This is a genomic window from Pseudomonas sp. MPB03 (genome assembly GCF_046605385.1).
Classification (GTDB): domain Bacteria; phylum Pseudomonadota; class Gammaproteobacteria; order Pseudomonadales; family Pseudomonadaceae; genus Aquipseudomonas; species Aquipseudomonas zanjanensis.
Map to the genome: position 1 here is coordinate 5869186 of NZ_CP176770.1, position 11745 is coordinate 5880930.

The window sequence follows — 11745 nt, forward strand, 5'->3', positions numbered from 1 at the left end:
GCTAGCCGGCCAATATCAATCTCAAGCCGACAACATCCGCCGCAACTCAAGGCAATCCCGCGCATGCCAATCCGTCAGCTCCGGCCATGGATTGTCCGGCAAATTCACCAGCACCGTCCGCGCCCCCGCCGCACGGCCGCAATCCAGGTCGAAGCGGTAGTCGCCCACCATCACCATCGTGTCGGGCGTCACGCTCCAGGCCTCGGCCAGTTTCAACAGGCCACCGGGATGCGGCTTGGGCGGTGCTTCATCGCGGCCCAGCACATCGTCCACCGCGAAACAGTCCGCCAGGCCAATGGCCTCCAGGGTCACGTGGGCCAGCTCACGGGCGTTGCGGGTCAGGATCCCCAGGCGATAGCCGCGCCCGGCCAGCTCGCGCACCAATTCGACCGCGCCCGGCGCAGGCTTGGAGCCCAGCGCCAGGTCCCGCTCGTGTTCCAGCAACCAGGCATGCTTGGCCGCGGCCTCCTCAGCGGGCAACCCTGCCAGGTGAGTGAGAATGTCATCTTCGGCCGGAATCGCCAGGGCCACGCGGATCGCCGCGAAATCATGCACGGCGATGGTCAGCGTGCCATCCATGTCGAACACCCAGTGACGAACCTCGGCCAGGCTCATGCCCAGTCCTTGCGGTGGCGAATCAGGCCTTCCTGGGTGACCGACGCCACCAGTTGCCCAGCGCGATTGAACACGCTGCCACGGGAGAAACCACGGGAATTGCCGGCCCACGGGCTGTCCATGGCGTAGAGCAACCAGTCATCGGCGCGCAGGTCAGCGTGGAACCACAACGCGTGATCAAGGCTGGCGACCTGCATGTCCTTCTGCCACACCGATTTGCCGTGGGGCAGCATCGAGGTGGTCAGCAGGCCGAAGTCCGACGCGTAGGCCAGCAGGTATTTGTGCAGGGCCGGGATGTCCGCCAAGGCGCCATCGGCACGGAACCACACGTATTTCACCGGGTCGGCCGGTTGCGGGTTGTACGGGTCTTTTTCGGTGACCGGGCGGACTTCGATCGGCTTGGGGCACAGCAGTTTTTCACGCATGTGCTCGGGCAACAGGTGCGCGCGCTGCTGGGTCAGCTCCAGCTCGGACGGCAGGTTCTCCGGGCCGACGACTTGCGGCATGGTGCTCTGGTGCTCGAAACCCTGCTCGTCATACTGGAACGAGGCGCTGCAGGTGAAGATCGGGTTGCCCTTCTGGATCGCCGTCACCCGGCGGGTGCTGAAACTGCCACCGTCACGCACCCGGTCCACCTGGTAGACCACCGGCAGCGCAGCATCGCCTGGACGCAGGAAATAACCGTGCATCGAATGCACATGGCGCGCCTCTTCCACGGTCTGGCTGGCCGCCGACAACGACTGGCCCAGTACCTGGCCGCCGAACAGCTGGCGAAACCCCAGGTCCTGGCTGCGACCGCGAAACAGGTTCTCTTCGATCGGTTCCAGGGTCAGCAGGTCGACCAGATCTTCCAACACGTGGCTCATTCAGACTTTCCTCACACAGCGCAATTGCCGCAGTCTACGCCGCGGCGGTGGATCGATTGTTGGCCCAGGCCATTCTGGCGGGCATTGTAAACGTCCGTGTCGGCTAACCGTGAAGGGTCTGCAACCATTGCTCACGATTGATGCGATAAAGCACATGGTGACGCAATGGATGATCGACCGCGAGTTTTGGGTGCTCGAAATCGTCGGCAGGATCATGCTGCATGCCGATGGCCTGCATGACTTTCTGCGACGGCAGGTTATCCACAGCGGTAAACGCCACCACTTCATCCAACCCCAGGCGGTCGAAGGCACAGCGCAGCGCGGTCCACGCCGCTTCGCTGGCATAACCGAGCCCCCAATGCTCGCGCGCCAGGCGCCAGCCGATCTCCACCGCTGGCGTGAAAGGCGCGTCGAACCCGACCACGCCCAGCCCGGTAAAGCCAATGAAAGCCCCGGTGTCCTTGCGCTCCAACGCCCACAAACCAAAACCATGCTCGGCAAAATGCCCGCGCACACGGCCGATCAACGCAGCGCTTTCCAGGCGACTCAAGGGTGCCGGAAAATAACGCATCACTTGCGGATCGGCAGACATGGCCGCAAACGCCGGCAAATCATCGTCGCGCCACTGCCGCAATATCAGCCGTGCGCTTTCCAGTTCCAGTATCGGCTCCATCTTCACTCCCCTCCATGCCCTCAGAGTCTACATCGCTGGTAGGATTCGTGGCTCAATCACCACTGAAAACACCATGCCGCTACCGCTGATCTATCACGAAGACTACAGCCCCGAATTCCCGGCGGAACACCGCTTCCCCATGGACAAATTTCGCCTGTTGCGCGACCACCTGGTGGAGAGCGGCCTGACCCGCGATGCCGACCTGTTGCGCCCCTCACTGTGTCCGCCGGACATTCTCGCCCTGGCTCACGACCGCGCGTATATCGAGCGCTACATGGGCGGCGAGTTGTCCCGTGAAGACCAACGGCGACTGGGCCTGCCCTGGAGCGAGGCCCTGGCCCGCCGGACGGTGCGCGCCGTCGGCGGTTCGCTCCTGGCCGCCGAGCAAGCCCTCGCACACGGCTTGGCCTGTCACTTGGCCGGCGGTACCCACCACGCCCACTACGACCACCCGGCCGGGTTCTGCATTTTCAACGACCTGGCGGTGATCAGCCGTTATTTCCTGGCCAGCGGCCGGGTGTCGCGGGTGCTGATCTTCGATTGCGATGTGCATCAGGGCGACGGCACCGCTCGAATACTCCATGACACCCCGGACGCCGTGACAGTTTCCTTGCACTGCGAAAAGAATTTTCCCGCACGCAAGGCGCAAAGCGACTGGGACATCCCGCTGCCGATGGGCATGGGCGACGCCGCTTACCTGAACGTGGTGGACGATGCGCTCAACTACCTGCTGCCGCTCTATCAACCGGACCTGGTGCTGTATGACGCCGGCGTCGACGTGCACAAGGATGACGCCCTCGGTTACCTGAAGCTGACGGACGAAGGCCTCGCCGCCCGGGACGAGAGCGTCATGCGCCATTGCCTGGGACGCGACATCCCGGTGGTCGGGGTGATCGGCGGTGGCTATAGCAAGGATCGCCAGGCCCTGGCCCGCCGCCACGGGATCCTGCACCACAGCGCACAAAGGGTCTGGACGTCATCAGGTTGTCACTGAAACCTGGGCTTTACCCACAATGCCTGTGGAGCGGCTTGTGGATAACCTGAGCGAAACGGCCTACAGGCTATGCCGCCTGAAGCGTACAGAGGCTTGGCTGTTTTTTGATCAGAGTTCTAAAAAACACCTGCATTCCCCGTGGGAGCGAGCTTGCTCGCGATAGCGGTGGACCCGTTACATCAATGCCACTGACACACCGCCATCGCGAGCAAGCTCGCTCCCACAGAATTTTGTGCTGATAGAATGCCTCGCCTATTCCAGCCCCGCAGCCCAGATCATGACCTCGACCGTCCAGCCTTCTACCCCAAACATCGCCATCATCGGCGGCGGCCCCGCCGGCCTGATGGCGGCCGAGGTGTTGAGCCAAGCCGGCTTGCAGGTCGACCTGTACGACGGCATGCCATCGGTGGGCCGCAAATTCCTGCTGGCCGGTGTGGGCGGCATGAACATCACCCACTCCGAAGCCTTCCCGGCCTTCCTGTCCCGCTACGCCGAACGCGCGCCCAACCTCGCGCCACTGCTGCGAACGTTCGGGGCGGACGAGTTGTGCACCTGGATCCGCGGGCTGGGCATCGACACCTTTGTCGGCAGCTCCGGGCGGGTATTTCCCACCGACATGAAGGCCGCGCCGCTATTGCGCGCCTGGCTCAAGCGCCTGCGTGATGCCGGTGTGGCGATTCACACCCGTCACCGCTGGCTCGGCTGGAACCCCGACGGCAGCTTGCGCATCGCCTCGCCGGAAGGCGAAAAAACCCTGCGCCCCCAGGCCACCTTGCTGGCGTTGGGCGGCGGCAGTTGGTCGCGCCTGGGCTCCGATGGCGCCTGGATGCTACCGCTGGAACAACGCGGCGTAGCGCTGGCGCCGTTGCAACCGAGCAACTGCGGGTTCGAGGTCGAGGCCTGGAGCGACCTGATGATCAGCAAATTCGCCGGCGCCCCGCTGAAGAACATCGCCATGGGCCTGAACGACGATGTGCCACGCCTCGGCGAATGCGTGATCACCGTCACCGGCCTCGAAGGTAGCCTGGTCTATGCCCTGTCGGCGCCCATTCGTGAAGCCATCAACCAGCATGGCCATGCGACCGTTCATCTGGACCTGTTGCCGGGCCGGCCTGTGGATAAAATCCTCCAGGCCTTGAACAAACCGCGCGGCTCACGCTCGATGGCCAAGCACTTGCACAGCCAGCTGGGGATCGATGGCGTCAAGGCGGCGCTGCTGCGCGAGCTCACGCCGGCCGAGTGCTTCACTGACCCGGCGCAACTGGCCCAGGCGATCAAGGCCCTGCCGGTCACCCTGGTGAAGCCTCGTCCCCTGGACGAAGCCATCAGCAGCGCCGGTGGCGTGACCTTCGAGGCCTTGGATGAACGCCTGATGCTCAAGCACCTGCCCGGCGTGTTCTGCGCCGGGGAAATGCTCGACTGGGAAGCGCCGACCGGCGGCTACCTGCTCACCGCCTGCTTTGCCAGCGGCCGGGCGGCGGGGTTGGGGTTGGTGGAGTGGTTACAGCGCCTGGATTGAAGACCGAGGCGCGGCCATCGCGAGCAAGCTCGCTCCCACAGAAGATCTGTGGTGCATACAGGATCTGTGAGCACCTGAGCACCACTGTGGGAGCGAGCTTGCTCGCGATAGCGGTATCTCAGGCACAGCAAATCATCAAGGCTTACGCTTACGCGGCCCGGTATTGAACACTGGCACTTTTCGCACAGGCTTGACCGAAGGTTCCACAGGCGCAGCGTCGCCACTGTCCACCCACTTGCCCAGGTTGCGCTTGCCGCCACCACCGGAAGTTTTCGGTTTCTTCGGTTTTTTCGGCTTCTTGATCACCTGGCCGCTGGCATCGGTGTCCGGCACCCGGTGCTCGGGTTCGAAGTCCTGTTCCATCTGCCGAGTCAACGTCTGGCGGGTCAGCATCTCGATGGCCGAGAGCAGATTCACCTCGTCGGCACAGACCAGGGAAATCGCCTGCCCGGTGGCGCCCGCCCGACCGGTACGGCCGATACGGTGGATGTAATCTTCGGCGACGATCGGCAGGTCGAAGTTCACCACCAACGGCAAATCCTCGATGTCCAAGCCACGAGCAGCGACGTCAGTGGCGACCAGAATCTGCACTTCGCTGGCCTTGAAGCGGTCAAGCGCCCGCTGGCGAGTGGCCTGGGGCTTGTCCCCGTGGATGCCGTCGGCGTTGACGCCCAGGCCCTGGAGTTTTTCCACCAGCGCATCGACACCGTTGCGGGTCTTGGCGAAGACCAGCACCTGCTTCCACTTGTTCTTGCGCATCAGGTGCACGAACAACTCCGCCTTGCGCTTCTTGTCCACCGTCACCACCCATTGCTTGACGGTGTTGGCGGCGACGTTGCGCGGGCTCACTTCGATGCTCAGCGGATCGTTGAGCATCTGCCCGGCCAACAGGCGGATCGCATCGGAAAAGGTCGCCGAGAACAACAGAGTCTGGCGTTTCTTCGGCAGCGCCTTGTAGATATTCGCCAGTTCCTCGGAGAAGCCCAGGTCGAGCATGCGGTCGGCTTCGTCCAGCACCAGGGTCTGCAACTGGTTGAACTTCAGTGCGTTCTGGCGGAACAGATCGAGCAAGCGACCCGGCGTGGCAACCAGCAGGTCGACACCCTTGCGCAACTTCATCATCTGCGGATTGATGCTGACGCCGCCGTAGACCGCGTAGGTGCTCAGTGGCAGGTTCTGCGCGTACTGCCGCACGCTTTCATGGACCTGCTCAGCCAGTTCACGGGTCGGCACCAGGATCAGCGCCCGCACCGAGTTGGCCGCGACCTTCGGCCCTTCAGTGGTCAGCAACTGCAACAGCGGCACCGCAAAACCGGCGGTCTTGCCGGTGCCAGTCTGGGCCGCGGCCATCAGGTCGCGACCGGCGAGCACCGCCGGCATGGCTTGGGCCTGAACCGGGGTCGGAGTCTGGTAGCCGAGCGTCTCGAGGGCGCGCAACAAGGGTTCGATCAGGCCAAGGGTGGCGAAAGTCATGGAAGTACCGTAGGAAAAATCAGCGCAAGGTGTGCAATGCGCGGCAGTTTACCCTAAATCAGGCGGCGGCCGGCGCAGGCTTGGGCTTGCGCCACTGCGGCAAGCCGATCAACACCACGGCACTGATGATCACCAACATCGCCAGGGCCTCCTCGATGCCGATGGTTTCACCGGCAAACACGATGCCCAACAGCACCGCCACGGCCGGGTTGACGTAGGCATAACTGGTGGCCGCCGCCGGGCGCACATGCTTGAGCAGGTACATGTAGGCGTTGAAGGCGATGATCGAACCGAAGCCGATCAGGTAGAACAAGGCCAACCAACCTTCCAGCGGCGGCATGCTGTCCAAGTGTTCGCCGCTGGCGAAACTGCCGATCAACAGCACCACACCGCCCACCAGCATTTCCACGGCACTGGCCATCGCCCCGGCCGGTAACGGCAAATGCTTGCTCAGCACCGAGCCAAAGGCCCAGGACGCCGCCGCGAACACCAGCAAGGTCGCGCCCAACGGGCTGGACTGCAGGTTGGAACCGAGGTTGAGCATGGCGATGCCGATCAACCCCAGCACAATGCCCGCCCATTCCAGACGCGTATTACGCGCGCCCCAGAAATAGCCGCACAACAGGGTAAACAAAGGCACCGTCGCCACCGCCAATGCCGCGACCCCGGACGCCACGCCCGTGTGCTCGGCGACACTCACCGCGCCATTGCCAAAACTGAGCAGCAGCACGCCAATGATCGCCCCGGCCTTCCACTGCGCCCAGGTCGGTGCCGGCGCCCCACGCCAGCGCAGGAAGCCGTACATCAGCGAACCGGCCAGCACAAAACGAATCCCGGCCAGCAGCAACGGCGGCCAATGCTCCACGCCGATACGAATCACCAGGTAGGTCGACCCCCAGATGACGTACAAGGCAAAGAAGGCAGCGATCAAGGGCAGGGGAAAACGGCGTGTGCCAGGCATGTTCAACTCGAAGTCAGGACAATGAGAGACGTTATTCTAGAAAGGCGACAGACGGAATTTAAGTTACAAAACCTGTTTATCCAAGCCATACACTTTTCAAAACACGGCGTTCGGCGCTATAAATCGCGCTTTCGAAAGTCACGTCATTTGGAAGCCTACCTGTGGATAAATACGACCGCATGCTGCTCAGCGCCTTGTTGGAAAACGGTCGTGCGTCCTACGCTGAACTGGCCCGCAAAGTGAACCTGTCAGCCCCGGCCGTGGCCGAGCGGGTCAGCAAACTGGAAACCAGCGGCGTCATTACCGGCTATCAAGCCAAGGTCGACATGGCCAAGATCGGCCTGCCGGTGCAGTGCGTCATCGAACTGCGCATGAACCAGCACGGCAACCAGAAGACCTACGATGAACTGTGCAAGATCCCACAACTGACCGAATGCCATCGGGTCACCGGGGACCCGTGCGTGATCATGCAAGCGGCTGTCGGCTCGATGCCCGAGCTGGAAGAGCTGATCAACCGCATCGCCAAGTTCGGTTTCAGCAAGACCTCGATCGTGCTGTCCAGTGCCATTGAAAAGCGCGTGCCGTTGGGGCAGTTGGAAGGGAATGGCAAGTAACGCTAATCGAAACTGTGGGAGCGAGCTTGCTCGCGATAGCGTCGGATCAGTCAGCCTCTCTATTGACTGACACACCGCTATCGCGAGCAAGCTCGCTCCCACAGTTTTTGTTTTGTGGTGTGTCTAGAACCCGCGATGCCGCTTGAGGTGCTCGTTGATCTTCGCCGCCGGCACCTTCTGCAAACTGCACAGCAGATCATGGGACAGCTCCCGTAGCCCGTGCTTCTGCCGCAGTTCCGCAGCCAGGTGCGCGGTGAGGTTGGCGGCCATTTCGGCGTCGGCCATGGCCCGGTGAGCCTGGCCGGTGTGGGGCAAGCCGGCGAACGTGTTGAGTGTGCCTAGCTTGTGGTTCGGCGCCGCCGGCATCAAGCGCCGGGCCAGCAACAGTGAGCAGGCAAAATTCTGCAGGCGGGTGCGCTTGATGCGTCCCAGCTCGAAATCCCAGAACTTCTGATCGAACGCAGCGTTGTGGGCCAGCAGCGGCGTGGTGCCGACAAACTCGTTGACCTCGTTCATGACCTTTTCCGCCGACGGTGCGCTGCGCAACATGGCGTTGCTGATGCCGGTCAGTTGTTCGATGAAGGCTGGGACGCGTACACCGGCATTCATCAGGCTCTGGTAGCGGTCGACGATCCGGCCTTGTTCGAGCATCACCACTGCGATTTCAGTGGCCCGGCAGCTGCTGCTCGGGGTGATGCCGGTGGTTTCAAAGTCGATGACTGCGATGCGTTCCAAACCTTTTGAACTCCGTGAAAATCAATTCTTGAGCAACAACGCGCCTTCGATGGGCACATAGCGACTGGCGGCGCGGATCAGCGAGTTGGCGGTCAACCCCGGCACGCCATAGGCCACGGCCTGGATGCTGTGCTTGTTGATGATGCGTTCGAGCAGCATGTCGAAATCGCCATCGCCGGAGGCCAGCACCACTTCATCGACGTGATCGGCAGCGTCCATGATGTCCAGCGTGATGCCCACGTCCCAGTCGCCCTTGGCCGAGCCGTCGCTGCGCTGGATGTAGGGCTTGAGCTTCACGATGAAACCCAGGTTGCGCAGGATCTGCTGGAACTGCTGCTGCTTGCTGTCACCGCGATCGATCGCATAGGCGTAGGCCTCGACGATCTGGCCTTGTTTGCTGACATCTGCCCACAGCGCGGCATAGTTGAAATGGCAACCATAAGCCTGGCGCACGGTGTAGTAGAGGTTCTGGACATCGGCGAACACTGCAATTTTTTTCACCGCGTTTCCTCTTGGATGCACACGCAGGCAGACCACCAGGGCCGAAAAGTCGCCCAGTATGCCAGCCAGAGGGGTTGTTCCGCGAATAATCGGCCCGAGGCGCCAGGGCGCCCCGGACGAATGGCAGCTCAGACGAAGGAGTCGTCGTCGCCGAAGGAAGATGAATCGTCGCTGTAGTCCGCGTCGCTGAAGCCGCCCGGGTCGTTTCCGTAGGCGTCGTTATCGGCCATACGCTGGTCATCGCCCCAACTGCTGTCAGTGGTGTCGTTGACCGGTTGCGCCGGTTCTTCCTTGAGGATCTCGACGATTTCCTGCGGTTGCTGGTTGCTGTGGAACAGGCTGCTGATGCCCTGGGCCAGCATCACGCCACCGGCCACGCCCGCCGCGGTTTTCAGCGCGCCGCCGAGGAAGCTGCCCGCTGCCGGGGCCTGCTGCTGCGGCGCGCCATAATTGCCGGGCGGCGCGCCGAAACCCTGTTGCGCCGGGGCATTGAAGGACGACGGTGTCGGTTCGCGCCAACCACCTCCGCTGGAGGCCGGTGCGCTCGCCGGGCGCGAGTCCCGTGGGCTTCCGCCGAAAATACTCGAGAGGAAACCACCGCCACCGCTGGACGCCGGCGCTTGCTTGCGAGCCTGTTGCAACTCGGCCTGCAACTGCTCGACCTGCTGGGAGAGCTGCCTGTTCTGCTCATCGAGGCGCTTGATCGCAGCCTCCTGCACCAGGATCGCCTGGGCCATGAAATAGCCCGCCGCTGGCTGGCTCGCCAGGTGCTCCTTGATCCGCGCCTCGGCCTGGGCATCGCGCGGGGCTGAATCCTTTTCGGCCTGTCGCAGCCGTGAAAACAGTCCATCGATCAGGGTTTGTTCTTCGCTGTTCATGGCGACCTCATTCGATTGCCGGGTAGAAACCATTCCGATCCCGAAGACCGGTGCCCATCAGTAATGGGGCGCGTCGAAAAGCTTTCAATGGTCTTTACCTGATGTTTACGTTTGTTTCTGCGGTCACCTGATGGGTAAAGTGTCGGACCGCTTTTTTTGAACTGCGATACCGACCCATGAATCCGTTAGAAGTACTGCGTGACTCCTTGTATTTTTTCAAGCGCCATCTGGGCCGGATCGCCCAGTTGTGCCTGCCGCTGGTGATACTTGAAGCCGTGCTGCAACAAGGGGTGGACAACGCCCTGGGGGCCGACGGTTTTTCCGGCTACAGCGTCATCGTTGGGTTATTGGTCTATCCGCTGTACACCGCGGCGCTGATTCTGTTTCTCGATGCCCGCAGCCGTGGTGAAGCGCCACGCACGCGAGACCTGCTTGCCGCCGCCCTGCTCCAGTGGCCGCGCTTCGCCTTGCTGACCGCTCTCAACACGTTGCTGATCCTGATCGGCATCTCCTTGTACTTCCTGCCTGGGCTGTGGCTGATGGTCGTCCTGGCCTTCGGCGAATACCTGTTGGTGTTGAGGGGCATGGCGCCACTGGCCGCCATGAAGGAAAGCGCGCGCCTGAGTCGAGGCCATTTCTGGCGAATCCTGCTTTGCATCCTGGCCGTCATGGTCCCGCTGTGGTTGCTCAAGGGTGCCAGCGTCTCGGTGTATCCGCCGCCGCAGAATCCGTTGATCAGCTTGTTGGTCGACAGCCTCCACAGCTTCCTGCAATTGTTCACCACCGTGGTGTTGTTCCGAATGTTCATGCTGATTGCAGAAAAACCCAAGCCATGACCCGTCTACTACGCCACGCCTTGCTGGGCCTGCTGTTGATTGTCGGCATCGGTGCCTTTGCAACCTATGGCCTGACCTGGCGCCCCCAGGCCCGGGAAGCACTGCCCGTCAGTTGCACTGCCAACGCAGCAGCGCTGGTGCCCGGCCAGGCCTTGAAGGTGATGACCTGGAACGTCCAGTTCCTCGCCGGCAAGCGCTACGTGTTCTGGCACGACCTGGCCCAGGGCGACGATGAAAGCCCGACCTTGGAGGACATGGCCTTCAGCCTCGACGAAGTGGCCCGGGTCATTCGCGACGAACAACCGGACATCGTGTTGCTCCAGGAACTGGACAAGGGCGCCAAGGCCAGCGATTACCAGGACCAGCTCAAGCTGCTACAGGAACGCCTGGCCGACCTCTATCCGTGCGGCACCAGCGCCTTCGACTGGAAGGCCGACTTCATCCCCAACCCGCGTATCTTCGGCAGTGTCGGCCGGCAACTGGCGACCCTGAGTCGCTACCGCATCGACCATGCCGAACGGGTGCAACTGCCGGTGGCCGACGCCAACTTCATCAGCCGTCAGTTCCAGCCAAAAAACGCTTTGTTGGTGAGTTATCTGGCGCTGAGCGACGGCGGCCAACTGGCGGTGCTCAACACCCATCTGGAACGGGCCACCGAGCCGGACGACACCCTGCCCAAGCAAATCGCCGCCGTCACCAAGGCAGTGGATAAATTCGAATCCGCGGGCACGCCCTGGCTGATCGGCGGCGACTTCAACCTGCTGCCCCTGGGCCAGTACCGGCGCCTGCCATCCGAGCAGCGCACGCCTTACGCCGCCGACAGCCCGCTGCACCTGCTGTGGGACAAATACCCGATGATCCCCACCAACAACGAAGCCAGCGGCATCGACCGCGAACATTGGCTGACCCACTACCCGAACGACCCCGGCCTCAACGGCCCCGACCGCACCGTCGACTACCTGTTCTACAGCCCGCGCATCAAACGGGTCCAGGCCCAGGTAAGGCAGGACGATACCTTGCGCATCTCCGATCACTTGCCGGTGATTGCGCGGTTCCTGTTGCCGGCCGCGCCTTAGCGGA

General features: G+C 62.6%; 13 protein-coding genes. 5 read left to right on the top strand and 8 right to left on the bottom strand.

The window, feature by feature from the left end; translation table 11 throughout:
• Nucleotides 1–21 precede the first annotated feature (21 nt).
• The 3 genes from ACLH0I_RS25570 to ACLH0I_RS25580 all read right to left on the bottom strand — a co-directional run bounded on the left by ACLH0I_RS25570 (nucleotide 22) and on the right by ACLH0I_RS25580 (nucleotide 2154).
• A complete protein-coding gene (locus ACLH0I_RS25570; protein WP_411385698.1) occupies nucleotides 22–615 on the bottom strand; it encodes an HAD family hydrolase in 594 nt (197 codons plus the stop codon).
• Entirely contained in the window at nucleotides 612–1481 is an 870-nt protein-coding gene (gene tesB, locus ACLH0I_RS25575; protein WP_039594097.1) for an acyl-CoA thioesterase II, read from the bottom strand. Before tesB ends, ACLH0I_RS25570 begins: the two co-directional genes overlap by 4 nt.
• Before the next feature lie 103 nt (nucleotides 1482–1584).
• Complete coding sequence (locus tag ACLH0I_RS25580) at nucleotides 1585–2154, bottom strand: GNAT family N-acetyltransferase (RefSeq protein ID WP_207967007.1); 570 nt, start codon at nucleotides 2152–2154, stop codon at nucleotides 1585–1587.
• Nucleotides 2155–2227: 73 nt separating this feature from the next.
• On the opposite strand from ACLH0I_RS25580, the gene ACLH0I_RS25585 reads away from it, so the two are divergent.
• Both ACLH0I_RS25585 and ACLH0I_RS25590 read left to right on the top strand, forming a co-directional pair.
• Nucleotides 2228–3148, top strand: a complete 921-nt coding sequence (locus ACLH0I_RS25585; protein ID WP_186706540.1) for a histone deacetylase — start codon at nucleotides 2228–2230, stop codon at nucleotides 3146–3148.
• A 277-nt stretch (nucleotides 3149–3425) separates the two neighbouring features.
• A complete protein-coding gene (locus ACLH0I_RS25590) occupies nucleotides 3426–4667 on the top strand; it encodes a TIGR03862 family flavoprotein (protein ID WP_411385699.1) in 1242 nt (413 codons plus the stop codon).
• 135 nt (nucleotides 4668–4802) lie between these two features.
• Here ACLH0I_RS25590 and ACLH0I_RS25595 read toward each other — a convergent pair whose 3' ends face one another.
• The gene (locus ACLH0I_RS25595) at nucleotides 4803–6140 is read right to left on the bottom strand and encodes a DEAD/DEAH box helicase (RefSeq protein ID WP_186706542.1); all 1338 of its coding nucleotides are present in this window, start codon (nucleotides 6138–6140) and stop codon (nucleotides 4803–4805) included.
• A gap of 58 nt (nucleotides 6141–6198) precedes the next feature.
• On the bottom strand, nucleotides 6199–7101 hold the full coding sequence (gene yedA, locus ACLH0I_RS25600; RefSeq protein WP_411385700.1) for a drug/metabolite exporter YedA: 903 nt from the start codon (nucleotides 7099–7101) through the stop codon (nucleotides 6199–6201).
• Between the two features lie 161 nt (nucleotides 7102–7262).
• Between yedA and ACLH0I_RS25605 the strand changes: the two genes are divergently transcribed.
• Entirely contained in the window at nucleotides 7263–7715 is a 453-nt protein-coding gene (locus ACLH0I_RS25605) for an Lrp/AsnC family transcriptional regulator (protein ID WP_053125600.1), read from the top strand.
• 123 nt (nucleotides 7716–7838) lie between these two features.
• Here the strand turns inward: ACLH0I_RS25605 and ACLH0I_RS25610 are convergent, their stop codons facing one another.
• The 3 genes from ACLH0I_RS25610 to ACLH0I_RS25620 all read right to left on the bottom strand — a co-directional run bounded on the left by ACLH0I_RS25610 (nucleotide 7839) and on the right by ACLH0I_RS25620 (nucleotide 9829).
• Nucleotides 7839–8450 (bottom strand): PolC-type DNA polymerase III, encoded by a 612-nt coding sequence (locus ACLH0I_RS25610; protein WP_250963293.1) that lies wholly within the window; start codon nucleotides 8448–8450, stop codon nucleotides 7839–7841.
• A 21-nt stretch (nucleotides 8451–8471) separates the two neighbouring features.
• Nucleotides 8472–8951 carry an NYN domain-containing protein gene (locus ACLH0I_RS25615; protein ID WP_411385701.1) on the bottom strand — a complete coding sequence of 160 codons (480 nt, stop codon included), beginning with the start codon at nucleotides 8949–8951 and terminating at the stop codon, nucleotides 8472–8474.
• Between the two features lie 128 nt (nucleotides 8952–9079).
• The gene (locus tag ACLH0I_RS25620) at nucleotides 9080–9829 is read right to left on the bottom strand and encodes a DUF2076 domain-containing protein (RefSeq protein WP_411385702.1); all 750 of its coding nucleotides are present in this window, start codon (nucleotides 9827–9829) and stop codon (nucleotides 9080–9082) included.
• 176 nt (nucleotides 9830–10005) lie between these two features.
• On the opposite strand from ACLH0I_RS25620, the gene ACLH0I_RS25625 reads away from it, so the two are divergent.
• Both ACLH0I_RS25625 and ACLH0I_RS25630 read left to right on the top strand, forming a co-directional pair.
• Nucleotides 10006–10665: a YciC family protein gene (locus ACLH0I_RS25625; protein ID WP_250963295.1), complete on the top strand. Its 660-nt coding sequence runs from the start codon at nucleotides 10006–10008 to the stop codon at nucleotides 10663–10665.
• Nucleotides 10662–11741 (top strand): endonuclease/exonuclease/phosphatase family protein, encoded by a 1080-nt coding sequence (locus ACLH0I_RS25630; RefSeq protein ID WP_411385703.1) that lies wholly within the window; start codon nucleotides 10662–10664, stop codon nucleotides 11739–11741. Before ACLH0I_RS25625 ends, ACLH0I_RS25630 begins: the two co-directional genes overlap by 4 nt.
• The last annotated feature ends 4 nt before the right edge of the window (nucleotides 11742–11745 follow it).